Source organism: Novosphingobium sp. BL-S-20 (assembly GCF_055521635.1).
Window position 1 is genome coordinate 409,735 of the sequence record NZ_CM145494.1, and the last position, 19,457, is coordinate 429,191.

Sequence of the window (19,457 nt, forward strand, 5' to 3'; positions counted from 1 at the left end):
AACGGTCATGGGTGGTCCCGCAAGGAGATCACCCATGTCGCAGCGTTTCGACAGGCAACAGCTTCGTGAACTGGCCGTCACCATGGGGACGGCGGCCGGATCGCAGGTGCCCGTCGACCGCGGCTTCGGTTTGCCGACGCGGCTCTATGCCGCGACGGTGGCGCTCTACCTTGGCTTCATCGCCGTCATGGCCGCCTCGTTCCTCGATACGGAGCTGGCGATCCCGATGGTGATCTTCGCCGGCTTCGTCGTCTTCGCCTTCGGGCTTGCGGCAAGCTGGACGTGGATGAGGCCCGAAAACGACACCGTCGCATCGGACTGGGGGCAGTTCCGGGTGCGCGGCATCGAAACTTCGAGCGGAAGGCTGACCGCGGGCGAGGCGACCATTCAGGTCCTCCTGCTTCCCGTGCTGATCCTGGGCTGGGGACTGGCCGTCGCCGTCATCGTCGCCCTGAAGTGACTGTACTTCCCGATTCGTGACCTGGGCCGGGGGGCTTTCAGGCCGCGACCGGTCCGTTCGGATAACCCCTCCCTCGCAAGGGGGAGGGGTTTTTCGTGTCTCAGAGCTTGCTTGGAAAGTTCGGCACCGGCCCACTCCCCCACCCGGCCTCCCACTCAGTGTATCCTTGATGGGAGGTCGGGTGGGGGAGTGGGCCGGTGCCGAACCCGAAAGTCGTCGGTCGGCGACTTTCGAAGCAGGCTCTCAACCCTTGAGACGCGCGTCGAGCGCGGAGATCACGTCGTTCTGGCCGTTCACGAGGGCCTGCACTTGCTCACGCGCGGTATCGATGGCCTTGGCGCTGGGCGATTCCTCGACAGGCTCGGCCTGGCGGGCATCGGCATAGAGCGAATCGAGATCGGCCAATGCCGCTACGGTCGTGTCGCGGCTGGCCTGGAGCGCCGAGACCGCGACTTGCGCCGAAATCCACGAATCGCTGGTGGGCGTCGCACGGGCCGCAGCCGAAACCGCACGGTCGGCGGCAGGACGTTTGGCGGCAAACTGCTTGTCGGATGCCTGTGCGGCGGCGACGAGGCCGCTGATTCGGGTACTCAGGTCGGCGCTGGGCGGGGGAAGCTGGACCGGCGGCGGTGCCGGTTCGGCTGCGGCGGGCATGGCGGTGCGCTCCACCGCACGGTAGGCCAGCGAGGGATAGCTTCGCGCCGTGGAGCAGGCTGCGAGGCTCAGCGAAAGCGCGGAAAGGAGCGCCAATTTCGGGAGGTGGCCCTGAAAAAGGGCGGTGCAACGGACTGGTGCGCGGGTCATGGGCATGCCATAGCACGGCCAAGGCCGATCGCGAGCGTCAATCCATGGCAAGCCATGGTCCAATCGCGTTTCCCGGCCTTTCCTCGGCCACTCCTTGCCAGCACTCCCCGGTTGACACGAATCGGTCGCTGGACTAACGGCACCATTCTTTCCGGAACCCCATGCAAATGGGGATGCCGGTGCGTCGCCCGCAAGGCTCCACGGTTCCTTCCTGGACCAGAGCGGCCGGGGCAAAGTTGTTTCGGCCTGTTTAGGGCTCATTGAGATTAGGTAAGGGCACCATGTTCGCAGTTGTGCGCACGGGCGGCAAGCAGTATCGGGTTGCCGCCGGAGACAAGATCGCGGTTGAAAAGCTGGCTGGTGAAGCCGGTGAGACCATCACGCTGGGCGACGTTCTGCTCGCCGGCAACGACGGCGAAGTCGCTGACGCCTCGAAGATCACGGTTTCGGCCGAGATCATCGCTCAGGCCAAGAGCGAAAAGGTCGTGGTGTTCAAGAAGCGCCGCCGCCACAACTATCGTCGCAAGAACGGCCACCGCCAGCAGATGACCCTGCTGCGCATCGTGTCGGTCGCCTGAGCCAAAGATCGGAAGGACTGAGCAATGGCACATAAGAAAGCAGGCGGTTCGTCGCGCAACGGTCGCGACTCTGCGGGCCGCCGTCTTGGCGTTAAGAAGTTCGGCGGTCAGGAAGTGATCGGCGGCAACATTATCATCCGTCAGCGCGGCACCCGCGTGTACCCGGGCGTGAACGTCGGTATGGGCAAGGACCACACCCTCTTCGCGCTTGCCGAAGGTCGCGTGCGTTTCCACGACGGCAAACTCGGCCGCAAGTACGTGTCGGTTGACGCCATGGCAGAAGCCGCCGAATAATCGGATGGTCGATAAAAGGGCCATCCTTACGGGATGGCCCCGCCGATCTTCTTAAGATCGGCTGAACGAGGGAGAGGGGCCAGCCCGTCTCCCTCTTTTCGTGTCTCCCTCACGCACGGCACAACCGTTTCGCAGAGCAATCGAATCCTTACATTTTCTTACGAATTTGCGCGGATATTTCAGGCTCTTCGGGCGTTGTGCGTAATCGCAATGTCACGCGCAAATTCTAAGGAAGCGCGGGGCGGATGAGTGGAGATACTCTATGTTCGTTCGCAGCGAACGGCTGTTCCTGAGGCCCGGCTGGTCCGAGGACCAGGATGAACTGCTGGCCCTGATCGCCGACGAAGCCGTCGTGCGCAATCTTGCGCATGCGCCCTGGCCTTATACCGGCGAGGATGCCCGGCGCTTCCTCGATGCGCCGCAGGACATGCTGCTGCCGCGCTTCCTGATCACCCAGCCCGGCGCCCACGGCACCCGCATCGTCGGCTGCATGGGTCTCTCGCTGCTCGATGGCGAGGTGAATCTGGGCTACTGGATCGCCCGCGAGCACTGGGGGCAGGGCTTCGCGACCGAGGCGGCACGCGCGGTTCTCTCGCTGGCGCGGGCGATCGGCCACAAGCGGATCGTCGGCAGCCACTTCCTGGACAATCCCGCTTCCGGCCGCGTGCTGGAGAAAGTCGGCTTCCGGCCTACCGGCCGCGTCACCGAGCGGTTCAGTGAAGGACGGGGCGCACATGGTCTCTCGCGCGAATATGCGGTCGAATTCGATTCGCCCGGCGATTGCGACGATGACCGTCCGAATTCCGGTTTTGGCAGCGGCCAGACCGTTGCAACCAGGCGCGCTGCCTGAGTCGCGACCGCTCATAAGTGTTTAAGAAAAAGGCGCTCTTCGGTGGATGTTGCAATCCACTGGAGAGGCCGCCACAGCACTTTCCCGGCCCGCAGCAAAATTCGTGCAAAGCAACTCTCTTTGTGCATAGTATGGGGGACAAAACATAAGAACGGAGAACTGCCCATGTTCGTCCGCACGGAGAGATTGTTTTTGAGGCCCGGTTGGCCGGAAGATGTCGACGACCTTGTCGAGGCCATCTCCGAGGATGCCGGTGAGCGCAAGCTCGGCGCGAGCGAACTGCCGCGTTCGATGGGAGCCATGCGCGATTATCTGGCAAGGCCGCGTGACCCGCGCCTGCCGCACTTCTTCATGTATCTGCGTTCACCCAGCGGGCCCAAGCTGGTGGGCGGCATCGGCCTCGGGCGGACCGAGGACGAGGTGGAACTCGGCTACTGGATCGCGCCTTGCCATCGCGGACGGGGCTTTGCCCGTGAAGCGGTGCGGGCGGTGTTGGCGCAGGCGCAGTCGCTGGGCCATCGCCGCGTGGTCGCCAGCCATTTTGCCGACAATCCCGCCACCCGCGAGGTACTGGAAGAAACGGGCTTCGCAGACAGCGGGACCGAGCGCGAAGGCTTCAGTCACGGCGAGCCGGTGCGGGCCAGGATCTACGTCGCCAATCTGACGGAGCGGCCTTTCCGTCATGCGGTGGCGGTTCCAGCCTGAAGCGCCAGTCTTTCAGGCCGAGAGTTCAAGCCACTTCGGTGCGAGCTTCGGGTCGATGTCCTCGACGCGCAGATGGTCCACCGCAAGCCCGAGTTCGGGATAGGCGGCGCGGCGGCGCTTTTCGTCCGAGCGGGCGAGGGGCACCACGATCAGGCGGCGCTTGACCTTCTGCCGCCAGTTCATGCGCGCGGTATTCTCCTGCCCGACATAGCAGCCCTTGGTGAAGCTGACGCCGTTCAGTTCCACGGCATTGCATTCCAGCCACAACGTCTCGCCCTCGCCCAGTTCGGCGCGGCCTTCGGGCACGCCCATGGCCAGACGGTGCGCGCGCCAGGCTGCATCGGCGCTTTCGGATTCGGAAGGATCGGTCGGGTCCACCGGCGCGATCCAGCGTTCGCCTAGGCCGTGGTGGCGCGGATCGGCGGCGGCGCCGTCGCCGGAATGGGCGCGCCAGTGGACTGCCAGCGAATCGTCGCGGGCAATGTCGATGGCGCGGCGCAGACGGTACATCGACAGGCGCTTGACCAGCGCGTCGGCCACTTCGGCCTCGCAGTCGATCAGCAGGCCCGGTCCGGCCTTGTTGGCGCCGGGCCAGACGATGAAGTCGAACAACGCCTTGCCCTGCGGCGAGAGTAGGGCCGTCCAGGTTGGCAGCACTTGCGTCACGTCGGCGGTGACGAGGCCTTGCAGGAACTGGGCGACGTCTTCGTTCGAATCGGGGCGGGGGGAAAGCCGGATAAGGGCGCGGTCGAACAGGCGGCTGGCGGTCATGCCCGATAAGTGGGGCAGAGCGCGCCCATGCGCAAGGCGCTGGATTCGGGAGAAAGGCATAATTTGCAGCGAGCAGGCCGCTCATGGCGAGGTCGATGACTTTTCCAAAGATTGGAACAGTTCCGTTTAAATTATCTCGATTCCCCGATGCTCTTTCGCAGGCTATCCCTCGCTTCCAGAATTTCACCACTCTGCCAAGGATACCCGAGATGACCGGACGCACTGCCCATCCCAAAGTCGAAAAGCTGATCGTCGATCGCTGGTCGCCGCGCGCTTTCGACGGCAGCGAGATTCCGCAGGAAGACCTCGACGTGATCTTCGAAGCGGCGGGCTGGGCGCCTTCGGCTTACAACGTGCAGCCCTGGACTTTCCTCTATGCGAAGAAGGGCGATGCCAACTGGGACCTGCTGCTCTCGCAGCTGATCGAGTTCAACCAGGGCTGGGCCAAGGACGCTTCGGCGATCGTCTATGTCGTGTCCGATAGCCAGATGCGCTCCGACAAGGGCAATTCCGACAACCACAGCCACAGCTTCGACGCCGGTGCCGCCTGGGCGTTGGCCGCGCTTCAGGCGCAGGCGCTGGGCTATCACACCCACGGCATGACCGGCCTGAAGTTCGGCGAGGCGGAACAGGCGCTCGGCATTCCCGCCGACCACCGTCTGGAAGCTGCCTTCGCCATCGGCCGGATCGGTGACAAGAGCCAGCTTCCCGAATTCCTCCAGGAGCGCGAAGTCGCCTCGAACCGCAAGCCGGTGGCCGAGATCGCCAAGGCGGGCAAGTTCGCCTGACCGGATAGGGCGCTCCGGACCCTCCTCCCTCCTGACATCGGGGCGCTTTGAGAAGCCCGGTCCGCCCTTCCCTTGGGCGGGCTGGGCTTTTCCGTTTCAGAACTTGCGCTTTACCCCGACCATGAGCCGGTTGCTGACCGTGCCGTTGGGGAAAACTGCGCTATCCAGGTGCACGTCGGCACTGGTATTTTCATCCAGCTTCATTTCGAGCCGAGGCACGGCGCTCGGCATTTCGAATTCGTCCGGCAGGGCGCGCAGACGCTCCTTCTCGGGATCGGACGCGCAGACCACGATCTCGCCGGGACGGCCTTCCGGGCAGCGGGGCCGCACCACCCTGAAATCGGCGCCGGGAGAACTGCGCATCTGCCTGAGATCGAAGGAATCAACCGTCTGCTCGGAAGCGACAGGGGCAGCGGCGGCAGCATCGATCGCGGGCATAAGTGCGGCTCCATCGGACCCGAGCAGGCAATCATCCGATCGTGGCCGATTTGCGGCAACCTCTTCTCCGAGCGATGACGAAGGCGGTTACAATTTGGCTATCGCTCGCCCAAGCACGACTCGGCTCGCCATCAGGGGGCGAGGCGGCCATAGGCGACCCGTTCGTTCATGCGTTTGCAGAAAGGTCGGGGCCGGTGGCGGCTGGATGGTTGAATAAGGCGGGAAGCTCTAGCCGAAATTTCGCGTGGGTACGCGGTGCGTTCGGCGGGATGCTGGGTATTGCGCTCGCGGGCGGCATCACCCTGCTGCTCGAAATGAAGGGCGTGGAGATGGGCGGGCTTTCCACGCTTCCGTTCCTCGTCGCGCCGCTGGGCGCTTCGGCGGTGCTGGTGTTCTGCGTTCCCGCCAGCCCGCTGGCGCAGCCGTGGTCGGTGATCGGCGGGAACATGATCTCGGCGATCATCGGGCTTGCTCTGGGGCATCTGCTGGGCAGTCCCTGGCTGGCGGCTTCGCTGGGTGTGGGTCTGGCTATCGTTGCCATGTCGCTGACGCGCAGCCTTCATCCGCCGGGCGGGGCCTGCGCCTTGCTCTATGCGCTCGGCGCGGCGGGGGAGCAGCACTGGGGCATCGGCTATCTGGTGCCGCTGGCGCTGAACCTGATCTTCCTGTTCCAGGTCGGTTGGCTCTACAACAACCTGACCGGCCATCCCTGGCCGCACCGCGCGCCGAAGGTGCAGCACAAGGCGCCGGAACCTTACACGCGCGAGGATATCGAGGCGCTTCTGGGCGAGTGGGACGAAGCGCTCGATGTCGACATCGACGATCTCGACGCTTTCGTGCAGGCGCTGCTGAAGCGGGGCCGGAAAGCCTGATTTCAGGCCGTCGCGGCCTTGCGTCTGCGGGACAGCAGGTCCCAGCAGAACACTGCGATAGCGGTCCAGATGAACAGGAAGCAGACGACCTGGGTCGACTTCAGCGGTTCGCCGAAGACGAAGAGGCCCATCAGGAACACGCCCGTGGGCGTCACGAACTGGATGAAGCCGAGCACCGAGAAGTCCAGCTTGCGTGCCGCCCCTGCGAAGAGCAGCAGCGGAATGCCGGTGACGATGCCCGCGCAGGCCAGCAGCAGGCTGGTGGCGAGCGACTGCCCCATGGCGAGGCCCGCCGGGCCGGTGCCCTGCCAGAGCAGCATGCCCAGAGCGGGCACCAGCAGCACCAGCGTCTCCACCGTCAGGCCGGGCAGCGATTCGACTGGCGCCAGCTTGCGCACGAGGGCATAGCCCGCAAAGCTCAGCGCCAACCCCATGCTGATCCACAGGGTATCGAGTGCGCCCCACGACAGGATGGCCACGCCGATCGCGGCAAGGCTCACCGCTGTCCACTGCATCCGCGACAGCCGTTCGCGCAGGAACAGCGTTCCGGCCAGCACGTTGACCAGCGGGTTGATGTAGTAGCCGAGGCTGGCGGCAAGGACATGGCCTTCCATGACCGCGATCACGTAGACCAGCCAGTTGGTGCCGATCAGCAGCCCGCTCAGCGCCAGAGCACCAAGGATGCGGGGATTGCCCAACGCCGCGCGCAGCTGGTCGCCTTGCCGCAGCACCGCCACCATCACCAGGCAGAACGGCAGGGTGAACAGCAGACGCCAGGCGACGACTTCGAACGGCGAGACCGCATGAAGCGCAGCGAAATAGAGCGGAAACAGGCACCAGATGAAATAGGCGCCGAAAGCCTGGGCAAGACCGCCGGAGCGGCGCGGGGGTGTGGGCTGCATCGAAAATCCCGTGAGTGGCCTGCTGCGATAGGTGTGAAAATGCCGGTTCGGCAAGCGGTTCGTCGCAACACGGTCTTCGTTTCATCGATATTGCGAATTCTGACAGCCATGTTGCGGCTCGTTCAGCTTCGTTGCCTTAAAGCTGAATGCGTACCGCGGATCGAGCCTCAAACGGCACCCTCCCGGCAATGACGAGGAGATTTGAGATGAACGCATTCTTCAAGGCTACCGCCCTCGCTGCCGCAACGGCCAGCCTGGCGACCGCTCTTCCCGCTTCGGCTGCCGTCAGCTTTGCGCCGACGCACGAATTTCAGGCCCCTGGCGAGCAGGACTACGGCCACTGGCGCGAACGCTATTCCCGTGAAGACCGCCGCCGCGGCTACGGCAACCGCGACCACTACTATCGCGGCGACCGCGGCTATCGGGGTGACCGTCGCTACTACGATTGCCGCCGCTCGGGCGGCACCACCGGCCTGCTGGTAGGCGGTGCGGCAGGCGCCCTTGCGGGCCGCGCCATCGACACCCGCGGCGACCGCGCCACCGGCACCGTGCTTGGCGCTGCCGCCGGTGCCCTGCTGGGCCGCGAAGTGGAACGTGGCGGCTCGCGCTGCCGCTAAGCTGACAAAACAGGAACTGGCTTCCCCGCGAGGACGGCGACTTGCGGGGGAGACCTCCCGGACTTCATGAGTACGGGTGGGAGAGGGCGTCTGCGACCTTAGGGCCGCAGGCGCCTTCGACCTTTTGGGGCGGTTCCCGCTCCGTAACCGGTCGCGCCTTGGCCATCCCATTTTGGAACGCGGGCCGCTTTAACCCCGTGCTGCGCTTGAGTTTTCGCCGTTTACCGGGAAAGTTCGATCCCTACTGCGATGCTGCGGCGATCTTTCGGCCCAGCACAACAAGGACGGGATTATGAAGGCTGCCGCCACGAGGGTTTCCGTTGCCGGTCTGGGGCTTCTCGCACTGGCGGGCGCGCTGGCGCTGGCGGGCTGCAATTCGAAGCAGAAGCCCGAGGCGGCGGAAAGCGATTCGGCCATGGGCGGCTCACTAGGAGACCGGATCGTCGTCGATCCCGAAAAGGCTGGTGGAAGCACCTCTGCTGCGATCACCCTTCAACCCGCCGCCCGCACGCCCGAAGCCGTGGCCGCCGCGAAGAAGTCCGCTGCCGACGCCGCCGGGGGCAAGCTCCTGCCCGCGCCTGCGCCGCAGCAGGGCGGCGCCTCGGCCTTGGCGCAGAATGCGGCTTCGGCTGCGCAGATCAGCGATGCCGCGCGCAAGGCGAAAACCGACTGCGCAGGTAAAGTGCAATATTCCGAGGGCTGGGCGAAGAAGCTCCCCGCCGCCATTCCCGTCTATCCGCGCGGCGCCGTGCAGGAAGCGGCTGGAACCGATGCCGAGGGCTGCGCGCTGCGCGTGGTCAATTACGCCACCCCGGTCTCGCCTGAGGATGTCGTGAGCTTCTATTATTCGATGGCCCAGCGCGGCGGCTACAGCGCCGAGCATCGGATCGACGGCGGCGACCATGTGATCGGCGGCCGCAAGGGTGGGCAGGCCTATGTGGTCTATGCCCGCAAGCTGGACGGCGGCGTGACCGAGGTCGATCTGGTCGCCAGCGGGAAGTAGATTACCGCAGGCCAACCCCGATCATCGCGCGGGGCTGTTCCATCTCGCCGGAAGCGACCGGATAGGCGCAGTAATCCGCCGCATAATAGCCGCTCGGATGGTGGTTGCCGGAAAGCCCTATCCCGCCCATCGGTGCGGCATGGCTCGGCCCGGTGGTCGTGCGGTTCCAGTTGACGATCCCGGCGCGGATATTTGCCCAGAAGCGGTTGTAGTCCTGCGGCGACCCTCCCACCAGCGAGGCGGCGAGACCGAAGCGGGTGTTGTTGGCCTCGGCAATCGCCTCGTCGAAATCGTCGACGCGGATCACCTGGAGGATCGGGCCGAACAGTTCGACATCGGGGCGGTCCTTCATCGCCGTCGTGTCGATGATCGCCGGGCTGAGGAACGGCAGCGTCTCGTCGCTGCGGACCAGATGCTTGATCGCCCGTCCGCCGTTGCTCAGCAGATAGAGGAAGCTTTCGGTCAGCCCGTCCGCGGCCATGGTGTCGATCACCGGGCCCATGAACGGGGCCGGTTCGTCGAACGGGGCGCCGACGATCACGCGGTCTGCCAAGGCCTTCACTTCCGCGATGGCGGCATCGTAGAGCGAACTTTTCACGATCAGTCGCCGCGCGGCGGTGCAGCGCTGTCCGGCGGAGGAAAACGCGGACTGCACGATCAGCGCGGCGGCGTCGGTCAGCTTGGGCGTGTCCCACAGGACGATCGGATTGTTGCCGCCCATCTCCAGCGCCACCAGCTTGTCGGGCCGGGCGGAGAGGCGGCGGTTGATCGAGATGCCCGTATTGGCCGAGCCGGTGAATAGCACTCCGTCGATGCCGTCGTGCGCCACGAAGTCCTGCCCTTCGAGCGGCCCTCCCGCCGCGAACTGCATGACGGCGGCGGAAATCCCGGCGCGGTGGAAGCACCGCGCGAGCATCTCGCCGGTAGCGGGGGCCTTTTCGCTCGGCTTGAAGATCACTGCATTGCCCGCGAGCAGGGCGGGCACGATATGGGCGCTGGGCAAGTGCGCGGGGAAGTTGAACGGCCCGAGCACGACCAGCACGCCGTGCGGCTTGTGGCGCACGGCCATCGTGCCTTGAAGTGCCGAATCCAGCTTCCGCTGGCTGGTGCGCTCGGCATAGGCGCGGATCGAGACTTCGACTTTGGCGACCACGCTTTCGACTTCGGCGCGCGCTTCCCACAAGGGTTTGCCGACTTCGCGGGCGATCGTGGTCGCCAGCTTTTCCGCGTCCTTGCGTACTTCGTTGGCGAAGCGGCGCAGCAGTTCGATGCGGGTGGCGAGCGGCTGCGCGGCCCAGGTCGGCCAGGCGCGACGGGCACGGCTGACGACTTCGTCGACGTCGCAAGGCTTGCCGCGCCAGATCTCTGCGCCCGTCGCCGGCTCGTAGGAGACGATATCGGTCACATTTCCGGCCTCGCTGGCGAGGGAGGGTTGCCGGGTGCTGTATGCGCTCGCTGTCGCGCCCATGAAGATGCTGGTCCGCTCTGGATAACTCGCTGTCGGATAGGCTCTTGCACGAGTATTCCTACCGGGATGCTAACGGCCGATGTAATCCTTTGGGGTCAGCCTCCCGACAAGTGACCGGCGGGCGTGGGTGCGGGGCCGAGCTGGCGGCCCAGTTCGCGGATTTCCGCGACGCGGGCGTGAAGCGCGGACCAGTCGTCGTGCCGGTCGATTTCGCTCCAGATGCGTTCGACCTCGTCGATCAGCGTGCTCGGGGGTAGCGCCTGCTGCCAGAACGGGTTCGAGGTATCGGCGGCCGGAGCGTAAGTGCGCAGCAGTTCGCCGAATCGGTCCTGCCCCCTGTCCCGTCCGCCTCGGTGATGGAAGAAGAAATGCTCGGGTGCCTCCCCGCTCGCAACCATGGCCTGCTCGGCAGCCTGGATCAGCGCCGAGTCCTGCTCAAGTCCTTGCGGAGTTACGCCAAGGCGCCAGGTGAAACGGCGGCTCATCGCCTGCTGGTAGAGCGGCGCGAAGCGGTCCAGCGCGGCCACCAGCGGCTCGGTCGTCGTCAGCATGCTGAGGGCGATGGCCAGCTGGCCGCAGTTCCACAGCACCGCCTCCGGCTGGCGTCCGAAGGCATAGAGGCCGGAATGGTCGAAATAGGCGGCGGTGAAGCGTGGGTCCCAGCGCGGCAGCCAGCGCCAGGGGCCATAGTCGAAGCTCTCGCCCGAAATGTTCATGTTGTCGGTGTTGAGCACACCGTGCACGAAGCCCGCGACCATCCAGCTCGCGGCGAGATCGGCCATGCGCTCGACGACCTGATGGAGCAGGATCACGGCGGGTTCGTCGCGGCCCGGCGCGTCTTCAGGGGGCAGGTTGCCGGGGAAGGTTTCGAGGCAATAGGCCACGAGCGCTTCCATGTGATCCTTCTCTTCCAGCGCGAGCAGGCGTTGGAACGTGCCGATGCGGATATGGCCGTGGCTGAGCCGGACCATCGCTGCGGAGCGCGTCGGCGAAGGCTCGTCGCCGCGCCAGAGTTCCTCGCCGGTCTCGATCACCGAGAACGTCTTGCTGGTATAGACGCCCAGCGCCTCCAGCATCTCGGTGGCGAGAATCTCGCGCACCGCGCCTTTCAGCGTCAGCCTGCCGTCGCCGTCGCGGCTGTAGGGCGTCTGGCCCGAACCCTTGGTGCCGAAGTCGAGCACGCGGCCTTCACCGTCCAGCATCTGGGCATGGAGGAAGCCGCGTCCGTCGCCGATATTGGGGTTGTAGTTGCGGAACTGGTGGCCGTGATAACGCAGCGCGAGCGGGCGGGGCAGGTTGCCCGGCAGCGGCTCGAAACGTCCGAAATGGGCGATCCAGTTGTCGTCGCCCAGCCCGTTTAGACCGACCGCAGCGGCCCAGCGGTCGTTACGGAAGCGCAGGATATGCTTCGGAAAATCGGCAGGGGCCACCGGACTGGCGATCCAGTCGGCGATAGCCTCGATACGGGGGGCAGGGCGGTAGGCACTTGCTTGCGGTTCGCTTCGCATCGGGCAATAGTGGCGATCCGATGCCCGTCGATCAAGCCGGGCTACAAGATGAGGTCGCGGCTTCGGCATGACGGTATTCGAGGATCGGTTCTGGTCGAGCCGGGATGGGTTGAAGCTGCACTTTCGGGATTATCCCGGTGAATCGGAGGGACGTCCGCCAATCGTCTGCCTCCATGGTCTCACCCGCAACGCCCGCGATTTCGACGTTCTGGCCGAGCGCCTCTCGCCGCGCTGGCGGGTGATCTGCCCCGACATGCGCGGGCGCGGTGACAGCGAATATGCCCGCGATTCGGCCAGCTACAACCCGGTCCAGTACGGCGAGGACCTGCTCGAACTGCTGGAGCAGGAAAAGATCGACCGCTTCATCGCCATCGGCACTTCGCTGGGCGGCTTGATGACGATGGGGCTGGCCATGATGATCCCGGACCGGATCGTGGCGGCGGTCATCAACGACGTCGGGCCGTTCCTCGAACCCGCCGGGGTGGAGCGGATCAAGGACTACGTGGGGCAGGGGCGCAGCTATCCCACCTGGGTCCATGCCGCCCGCGCGCTGGAGGACAACCAGAGCGAGGCCCATCCCGGCAAGCCGCTGGATTTCTGGATCGGCCGGGCCAAGCGCCTGATGACGGTTTCGAACGCCGGGCGCGTGGTCTTCGACTACGACATGAAGATCGCCGAGCCGTTTCTGGGCTATGACGTCGACGACCAGCCCGATCTCTGGCCCGCCTGGGAAGCGCTGGCGGGGCGGCCGGTGCTGGTGCTGCGCGGGGCGCTTTCCGACCTGCTCTCCGCTGCGACGCTGGACAAGATGCTGCGCCGCCTGCCTGGCGCCGAGGCGGTGACGCTGGACGATGTCGGCCATGCCCCGACCTTGGACGAACCCGAATCCGTCGCCGCGATCGAGCGGCTGCTGGCCCGCGCCGCCTGAGCCCCTTCTGAGCATCACCGCCTTGCGCATTCTCCACCTCCATTCCAGTTTCGCGGCGGGCGGCAAGGAGCTGCGCGCGGTGCGGCTGATGAACCTGTTCGGTCCCCGGATTGGCCACGCAGTCGTCTCGGCCCAGCCCGGTGCGCATGGCGCGGCGGCGCTGCTCGAACCGGGGCTGCCGGTGGAGTTTCCCGAGGACTTCCCGAGCCTTCAGGGGCGCCCGACGCCCCGGCGGCTCTGGCGGATCGCCCAGGCGATGGCCGATTTCGATCTCGTGCTGACCTATAATTGGGGGGCGATGGACGCGGTGATGGCGCATGGCCTGTTCGGCGGGCTGCTCGGCCTGCCGCCGCTGGTCCATCACGAGGACGGCTTCAACGAGGACGAGGCCATGGGCCTCAAGCCCGCGCGCAACCGCTTTCGCCGCATGGCGCTGCGGCGGGCCTCGGCGCTGGTCGTGCCCTCGCAGCGGCTGGAGCAGATCGCGCTCACCGCATGGCGACAGCCGCGCGAGCGAGTCCGGCTGATCACCAACGGCATCGATTGCAGCGCCTATCTCGACCGCCCCCGGCCGGACATGCTGCCGGGGCTGGTCAAGCAGCCGGGGGAGCGCTGGGTCGGCACTCTGGCGGGCCTCAGGCCGGTGAAGAACCTGCCCCGGCTGGTGCGCGCCTTCGCGGGCCTGCCGGAGCCGTGGCGGCTGGTCATCCTCGGCGAAGGTCCGGAGCGGGCGGCAATCGCGGCAGCGGCGGCGGAGCGGGGCGTGGCGGACCGCGTGCATCTCCCCGGTTTCGTGGCCGACCCTTCCCATGCGGTCGGTCTGTTCGACGTTTTCGCGCTCTCGTCCGACAGCGAGCAGTTTCCGATCTCGGTGGTCGAGGCGATGGCGGCGGCCTTGCCGGTGGCCGCGCCTGCCGTGGGTGACGTCGCGCAGATGGTATCGGTGGAAAACCGGGCGCTTATCACCCCGCCCGGAGACGAGGCCGCATTGGCCGCGACGCTGGCCCGGCTGGCGGGCGACGACGGGCTTCGCGCGCGTCTTGGCGCCGCCAACCGCGCCTTTGCGCGCAGCCATTACGACGAGGAAACGATGCTGGCCGCCTATAGCCGCACTTACGGCGAGGCACTGGGGCAAGAACGCCTGATTTGACACACCGACATCATTCAGCAAGGCTTCACCGCATGGGGTGCAGCGATCATCCCCGTTGAAAAGCCGTGGTCATTCGCTAAACACCCCGGCAACCATTTCCGATTTTCCGCAGAAAGCGCCCGAAACTTGGCTCTGCCTCCTTCCAACAGCACTCCGACCAATCCCAAGTCTGCCGAGCGACTCGCCGCGCAGCAGGATGTTTTCCTGCGCGAGGTGGACGACGCCCTGCGGCAGGACCAGATGGAAGGCTTCTTCACCCGCTACGGCAAGCCCGTGATCGCGGCTGTGGTTCTGGCGCTCGCGGCCTTCGGCGGCTGGCTCTACTGGAATCACCGCCAGAATGAGCAGCGCAATGCCGATGCCGAGGCTTACGTCCAGGCGATCGACAGCATGAAGGCGGGCAATCTCGATGCCGCCAAGGGCAAGCTCGAAGCGCTCGCCAAAGGCACGGGTGGCAGCCCGATCTCGGCCAAGCTGATGCTGGCGGGCATTGCCGCCGAGCAGAAGCGCCTGCCCGATGCCGTCAAGCTCTACGACGAAGTGGCGAACGACGCCAAGGCGCCGCAGCCGCTGCGCGATCTGGCCGCCGTGCGCGGTGTTGCCGTCAATTTCGACGCCATGAAGCCGGAAGAGGTGGTTTCCCGTCTCAAGCCTTATGCCGCTCCGGGCAATCCCTGGTTCGGCGTGGCCGGTGAACTGGTGGGCATGGCCTATATCAAGATGAACAAGCAGGATCAGGCCGGTCCGCTGTTCGCCGCCATCGCCAAGGACGAGCAGGTCGAGTCGGGTCTGCGCAGCCGCGCCCGCCAGCTTGCCGCCGTGCTGGGCGTCGATGCGATCGACGATGTAGTGGACGAACGCGGCGAGCCGCTTGGTAAGGCCAAGGCCGCGGCGCAGCCTGCGCCCGCCGCCGGAGAATGAACATGGTTGAGAAGAAACATACTTTCGGCCGTGCAGGCGTCGTTTCGCTGATCGCGCTGGCGCTTGTCGCCGGTCTTTCCGGCTGCAAGTCGAGCGGCAAGGGCCCCAAGACCCCGACCGTGGGCGAGCGCGTGCCGATCCTTTCGCGGATCGAGAGCGGCGCCAAGGTCGATCCGACGCAGGAAGCCGTCTCGGTGATCCTGCCGCCGCAGCATGAAAACAGCGAGTGGGCGCAGGCGGGTGGCAATGCCGCTAAGTCCTACGGCCATCTGGCGCTGGCCGATCACCCGAGCCGCGTCTGGAGCGCTCAGATCGCTGGTTCCACCAACCGCGCCCGCCTTGCCGCGGCGCCCGTGGTGGCGGACGGCAAGCTCTTCGTGATGGACACCGACGGCGTCGTTCACGCTCTTGACGCGAAGACCGGCAGCCAGCTCTGGACCAAGAACTTCTCGGTTTCCGGCAAGACCGAGAATTCGATCTTTGGCGGCGGCGTCAGCTACGACGGCGGCAACCTCTACGTCACCACCGGGCTTGGCGAAGTCGCCGCGCTCAAGGCGGCGGACGGCAGCCAGATCTGGACCAAGAAGCCGGGCGGCCCGCTGCGCGGCTCGCCGACGATCGGCTTCAATTCCGTCTACGTGATGACGCAGGACAACCAGATCTTCGCGCTCAACGCAGCGGACGGCAACGTGCTGTGGAACGAATCGGCCTCGCTCTCGCAGGCGGGCGTGTTCGGCGTCGCTGCTCCGGCGGCCGGTCAGGGCACCGTCATCGCCGGTTACTCCTCGGGCGAACTCGTGGCCTATCGCTACGAGAACGGCCGTCAGGTCTGGTCGGACGCGCTGTCGCGCACCTCGATCTCGACCGAAGTGGGCAGCCTCACCGACGTCGATGCCGATCCGATCATCGACCAGGGCCGCGTCTATGCGCTGGGCCAGGGCGGCCGCATGGCGGCTTACGAGCTGATCACCGGCCAGCGCATCTGGGAACTCAACCTCGCCGGCATCTCGACGCCGATGGTGGTGGGAGACTGGGTCTTCACGCTCGACGATCACGCCGAAATCCTCGCCATCGCCCGCAATACCGGCAAGGTCCGCTGGCTGACGCAGCTGGCGCGCTACCAGAACGCGAAGAAGCGCAAGGGTCCGATCTTCTGGGTCGGTCCGGTGCTGGCGGGCGGCAAGCTCTGGGTCGGCAATTCGCGCGGCGAACTGGGCACCGTCGATCCGGCGACCGGCACGCTGACGCCGTTCGTCGAACTGAAAGACCCGATCTCGCTCGCCCCGGTCGTGGCGAACCAGACGCTTTATGTGCTGGACGATTCGGGCCGGATCACGGCGTTCCGCTGAGCCTTGTTGGCCGGGATACGCCAGTATTTCGGACCTCTTAACCAAATTCGGGTAATCGGGGCGCCATGAACAGCGCCCCGATTACCGCGAAAACCCGGCCCGCCAGCGATGTTTCGGTGGGCGTCGGCCTTGCCGGACTGGCGGCGCTGCTCGGCTGGCTGCTGGTCTGCCGCAACTGGGCCACCCTGGCCGAGACCTTCGCGCTTCCCGGCCCCCATGCGCCGATGAGTGGGCCTTATGCCTCGGTCGCCACGCTCTTTGTCACCGGCACGGCCATGGCACTGTGGTCCGTCTTCGTGGACAAGGTCCATCTGCGGCCCTCCACCGGCATCGACTGGAGCCTGCGCCGCTCGTTTTCCGAAACGCTCGACCTTTCCATCACCAAGCTCGCGGGCCTTTGGGCGACCTGGGCGCTGATCGGCGCGTTCTACTGCATCGGCCGCTGGTATTGGGACGGGCAATACCTCTTCGCGATGGAAGTGATCGGCGCGGCGGCGCTGCCGGTCTTCCTGCTGTCGATCCCCTATGTGTTCTGGCTGGACCGCAAGCTGATCGAGCCGCGCGACCAGGCCTGGCACTTCGGCGCCCTGCTGATCGGCCGCGAGGCCTGGGAGCTGGAGGCGGTGAAGAAGCACGGCCGCGCCTGGACGATCAAGGCCTTCTTCGGCGCCTTCATGATCTCGATCCTGCCCGGCGGCTTCGCGCAAGTGGTCGAGGCGAATTTCGGCGCGATGCTCCACGATCCGGTGCCGCTGGCGTCGACGGTGATCGCGCTGCTGTTCCTGATCGACGTGCAGATCGGCACTGTCGGCTATATCTTCACGTTCCGTCCGCTCGATGCCCATATCCGCAGCGGCAATCCGCTGCTGGCGGGCTGGGTGGCGGCGCTCATGTGCTATCCGCCCTTCGTCTGGGGCACGATGGGCCGGGCCGACGTGCTGGGCTACGAGGTCAATACGCCGGGCTGGTCCTACTGGCTGCAAGGTCACACGGGGCTGCTGTGGTTCTGGGCGGCGCTGATGGTGTTCCTCACCGCCGTTTATGCCTGGGCGACGTTCGCCTTCGGCTTGCGCTTCTCCAACCTCACTTATCGCGGGGTGCTGACCCACGGCCCCTATCGCTTCACCCGGCACCCCGCCTATCTGTCGAAGAACCTGTTCTGGTGGACTTCGACTTTGCCCTTCCTCGTCACCAGCCATGCGCTGACCGACATGGTGCGCAACACCGTGCTGCTGGGGGTGGTCAGCGCGATCTATTACTGGCGCGCGCGCACCGAGGAAGCGCATCTGCTCGCCGAGGATGCGAAGTACCGCGAGTATCATGCGTGGATGGCGGAGAATGCCTTCATTACCCGCTCGTTGGCAAATTTGGCCGGGCGGCTACGCCCTCGGGGCGGCGAGCCGAGGCGGGTGGAAGTGGATACGCGAACCTGATCGGATCGCGGTGTCGGTTTGATGTAACCCGTAGGCTTCGCATACAACCCCGTCGCCCTCGCGAAGGCGGGGGCCCCGCTGCCTTTTTCCGACCTCGCGTATGGGGCAAGAAAAGCGGGATCCCCGCCTTCGCGGGGATGACGGGATATGTGGTTCGTTCGTGTGGTGTCAGCCGACCGGAAGTTCCAGACGCGCCGTCAGGCCCTCGACTGTGCCATCCGCCGAAACCCGGTTTGACAACACAAGCGCGCCGCCGTGCTGGTCGGCGATGGCGCGGGCCAGCGCGAGGCCCAGCCCGGCGCCGCCGGTGGCGCTGTTGCGCGAGGGGTCGCCGCGGGTGAAGGGGTTCATCATTGCCGCGATCGAATCCTCGGGAATGCCGGGGCCGTCGTCCTCGATCAGGATCACTGCCCGCCCATCCTCGCGCGAGAGCGAGACGCGGGCGCGCTCGCCGTAGCGCAGTGCATTGCCGATGAGATTGCGCAAGGCGCGGCGGATCCAGGTCGGGCGCAGTTCGAGGGCGATGCGTTCGGTTTCGCCGACTTCGACCGGCTCGCCCATGTCCTCGTATTCCTCGATCACCGAGAACATCAGCGCGGAAAGCTCGGTGCGTTCGAGCGGATCGCTCGGGCGGCCGACGCGGGCGAGCGAGAGGATGTCGTCGAGGGTGTGGACGATATCCTCGATCGTCATGGCCATGCGGGCGCGTTCGCCGTCGTCCGGGACCGATTCGATGCGGACGCGCAAGGCTGCGAGCGGGGTCTTGAGGTCGTGGCCGATGGCGCCGAGCATGACGTTCTTTTCGTCGAGAAGGGCGGCGATGCGCGCTTCCATGGCGTTGTGGGCCAGAATCAGGTGCTGCATGTCCTCGGGGCCGGAGGGCGCGAGCTGGCCTTCGATATCCTGCTTGGCGGCGAAGCGTTCTAGGCGGCGGGTCAGGGCGGCGAGCGGCCGGGTGATGCGGCGCAGGATCAGGGCGACGGCGGCCATGACGACGACGTAGATCAGCAGCGTCTGGACGACGATCGGGGTGATGAGGACATTCTCGGGGCGCGGGGCGCGCACGCGTGAGATGATCCAGCTGCCGTTCTCGTCGGTGCGGACGCCGACGACGAGCAGGTTGGAGCGCATCAACCGCTCGGTGTCCTCGTGCGAGAGGCCGTAGTCGGCGGCGCGGTCGAGGGCATTGCGGCGGGCGACGCGGTCGCGCGCGACGTCGCGGTGGACCACGACGATCTCGCGCACCGGGAACTCCTGGTCGGCGAGGATCTTGGCAAGGCCCGCTTCGGCCTCCTCGTCGCGGGTCTCGCCGGGGGCGGCGGGGGAGCGGGTGCTGTATTCGAGGTGATAGCCCTTGGGCGGCGGCCCGGAGAGCGGCACGCGGGGGCCGTCGCGCTGCCCGTCGCGGTGGCGAACCAGCGCGCGGGGGCCGCGGGTCTCCATGATGAGGCGGAAGGCCGAGGCATTGAGCATGCTCGCCTCGTAGCCCTCGCGCTGGGCACGGTAGACGAAGAACGCGCCGAGGCCCTGCACGAGCATGAGCGCGACCGCCACCGCGAGCAGCATCTGGCCCATCAGGCTGTGGGGACGCGGCATCTTCAGGCTGGACATGAGGGCG

The 19,457-nt window shown here is 66.2% G+C and carries 21 protein-coding genes; 14 read left to right on the top strand and 7 right to left on the bottom strand.

Going from position 1 to position 19,457, the window contains the following annotated elements:
- The first annotated feature begins 34 nt into the window (after positions 1–34).
- Complete coding sequence (locus ACZ1II_RS09660; protein ID WP_465146233.1) at positions 35–460, top strand: hypothetical protein; 426 nt, start codon at positions 35–37, stop codon at positions 458–460.
- A gap of 243 nt (positions 461–703) precedes the next feature.
- Here ACZ1II_RS09660 and ACZ1II_RS09665 read toward each other — a convergent pair whose 3' ends face one another.
- Complete coding sequence (locus tag ACZ1II_RS09665; RefSeq protein ID WP_465146234.1) at positions 704–1,210, bottom strand: hypothetical protein; 507 nt, start codon at positions 1,208–1,210, stop codon at positions 704–706.
- A gap of 335 nt (positions 1,211–1,545) precedes the next feature.
- Between ACZ1II_RS09665 and rplU the strand changes: the two genes are divergently transcribed.
- The 4 genes from rplU (at position 1,546) to ACZ1II_RS09685 (ending at position 3,691) form a co-directional block, all read left to right on the top strand.
- The gene (gene rplU / locus ACZ1II_RS09670; protein ID WP_132268078.1) at positions 1,546–1,842 is read left to right on the top strand and encodes a 50S ribosomal protein L21; all 297 of its coding nucleotides are present in this window, start codon (positions 1,546–1,548) and stop codon (positions 1,840–1,842) included.
- A 24-nt stretch (positions 1,843–1,866) separates the two neighbouring features.
- Positions 1,867–2,136: a 50S ribosomal protein L27 gene (gene rpmA, locus ACZ1II_RS09675; protein WP_021233962.1), complete on the top strand. Its 270-nt coding sequence runs from the start codon at positions 1,867–1,869 to the stop codon at positions 2,134–2,136.
- Positions 2,137–2,398: 262 nt separating this feature from the next.
- On the top strand, positions 2,399–2,986 hold the full coding sequence (locus ACZ1II_RS09680; protein ID WP_465146235.1) for a GNAT family N-acetyltransferase: 588 nt from the start codon (positions 2,399–2,401) through the stop codon (positions 2,984–2,986).
- A 192-nt stretch (positions 2,987–3,178) separates the two neighbouring features.
- Positions 3,179–3,691, top strand: coding sequence for a GNAT family N-acetyltransferase (locus ACZ1II_RS09685; protein ID WP_465146236.1), 513 nt, complete (start codon positions 3,179–3,181; stop codon positions 3,689–3,691).
- Between the two features lie 12 nt (positions 3,692–3,703).
- Here the strand turns inward: ACZ1II_RS09685 and ygfZ are convergent, their stop codons facing one another.
- Positions 3,704–4,462: a CAF17-like 4Fe-4S cluster assembly/insertion protein YgfZ gene (gene ygfZ, locus ACZ1II_RS09690; protein WP_465146237.1), complete on the bottom strand. Its 759-nt coding sequence runs from the start codon at positions 4,460–4,462 to the stop codon at positions 3,704–3,706.
- A 209-nt stretch (positions 4,463–4,671) separates the two neighbouring features.
- On the opposite strand from ygfZ, the gene ACZ1II_RS09695 reads away from it, so the two are divergent.
- Positions 4,672–5,250 (top strand): nitroreductase family protein, encoded by a 579-nt coding sequence (locus ACZ1II_RS09695; RefSeq protein WP_465146238.1) that lies wholly within the window; start codon positions 4,672–4,674, stop codon positions 5,248–5,250.
- A 96-nt stretch (positions 5,251–5,346) separates the two neighbouring features.
- On the opposite strand, the gene ACZ1II_RS09700 is transcribed toward ACZ1II_RS09695, so the two are convergent.
- Complete coding sequence (locus ACZ1II_RS09700; RefSeq protein WP_465146239.1) at positions 5,347–5,688, bottom strand: hypothetical protein; 342 nt, start codon at positions 5,686–5,688, stop codon at positions 5,347–5,349.
- A gap of 194 nt (positions 5,689–5,882) precedes the next feature.
- Between ACZ1II_RS09700 and ACZ1II_RS09705 the strand changes: the two genes are divergently transcribed.
- Complete coding sequence (locus ACZ1II_RS09705; RefSeq protein ID WP_465146240.1) at positions 5,883–6,560, top strand: HPP family protein; 678 nt, start codon at positions 5,883–5,885, stop codon at positions 6,558–6,560.
- A gap of 2 nt (positions 6,561–6,562) precedes the next feature.
- Here ACZ1II_RS09705 and rarD read toward each other — a convergent pair whose 3' ends face one another.
- Complete coding sequence (gene rarD, locus ACZ1II_RS09710) at positions 6,563–7,462, bottom strand: EamA family transporter RarD (RefSeq protein ID WP_465146241.1); 900 nt, start codon at positions 7,460–7,462, stop codon at positions 6,563–6,565.
- Between the two features lie 206 nt (positions 7,463–7,668).
- Here rarD and ACZ1II_RS09715 point away from each other — a divergent pair, with 206 nt between their 5' ends.
- Entirely contained in the window at positions 7,669–8,079 is a 411-nt protein-coding gene (locus ACZ1II_RS09715) for a glycine zipper 2TM domain-containing protein (RefSeq protein ID WP_465146242.1), read from the top strand.
- A 292-nt stretch (positions 8,080–8,371) separates the two neighbouring features.
- Positions 8,372–9,082, top strand: a complete 711-nt coding sequence (locus ACZ1II_RS09720) for a hypothetical protein (protein ID WP_465146243.1) — start codon at positions 8,372–8,374, stop codon at positions 9,080–9,082.
- Between the two features lies 1 nt (position 9,083).
- Here the strand turns inward: ACZ1II_RS09720 and ACZ1II_RS09725 are convergent, their stop codons facing one another.
- Both ACZ1II_RS09725 and ACZ1II_RS09730 read right to left on the bottom strand, forming a co-directional pair.
- Positions 9,084–10,550, bottom strand: a complete 1,467-nt coding sequence (locus ACZ1II_RS09725) for a succinylglutamate-semialdehyde dehydrogenase (protein WP_465146244.1) — start codon at positions 10,548–10,550, stop codon at positions 9,084–9,086.
- Positions 10,551–10,645: 95 nt separating this feature from the next.
- On the bottom strand, positions 10,646–12,058 hold the full coding sequence (locus tag ACZ1II_RS09730; protein ID WP_465146245.1) for a protein adenylyltransferase SelO family protein: 1,413 nt from the start codon (positions 12,056–12,058) through the stop codon (positions 10,646–10,648).
- 67 nt (positions 12,059–12,125) lie between these two features.
- Here ACZ1II_RS09730 and ACZ1II_RS09735 point away from each other — a divergent pair, with 67 nt between their 5' ends.
- From ACZ1II_RS09735 to ACZ1II_RS09755, 5 genes are all read left to right on the top strand, one after another.
- The gene (locus ACZ1II_RS09735) at positions 12,126–12,986 is read left to right on the top strand and encodes an alpha/beta fold hydrolase (RefSeq protein WP_465146246.1); all 861 of its coding nucleotides are present in this window, start codon (positions 12,126–12,128) and stop codon (positions 12,984–12,986) included.
- 22 nt (positions 12,987–13,008) lie between these two features.
- Entirely contained in the window at positions 13,009–14,136 is a 1,128-nt protein-coding gene (locus ACZ1II_RS09740) for a glycosyltransferase (RefSeq protein ID WP_465146247.1), read from the top strand.
- Between the two features lie 126 nt (positions 14,137–14,262).
- Positions 14,263–15,057, top strand: coding sequence for a tetratricopeptide repeat protein (locus ACZ1II_RS09745; RefSeq protein ID WP_465146248.1), 795 nt, complete (start codon positions 14,263–14,265; stop codon positions 15,055–15,057).
- Positions 15,058–15,059: 2 nt separating this feature from the next.
- Positions 15,060–16,406 carry an outer membrane protein assembly factor BamB family protein gene (locus tag ACZ1II_RS09750; protein WP_465146249.1) on the top strand — a complete coding sequence of 449 codons (1,347 nt, stop codon included), beginning with the start codon at positions 15,060–15,062 and terminating at the stop codon, positions 16,404–16,406.
- 65 nt (positions 16,407–16,471) lie between these two features.
- Entirely contained in the window at positions 16,472–17,839 is a 1,368-nt protein-coding gene (locus ACZ1II_RS09755) for a methyltransferase family protein (RefSeq protein WP_465146250.1), read from the top strand.
- 168 nt (positions 17,840–18,007) lie between these two features.
- Here ACZ1II_RS09755 and ACZ1II_RS09760 read toward each other — a convergent pair whose 3' ends face one another.
- A complete protein-coding gene (locus ACZ1II_RS09760; protein ID WP_465146251.1) occupies positions 18,008–19,450 on the bottom strand; it encodes an ATP-binding protein in 1,443 nt (480 codons plus the stop codon).
- Between the last annotated feature and the right edge of the window lie 7 nt (positions 19,451–19,457).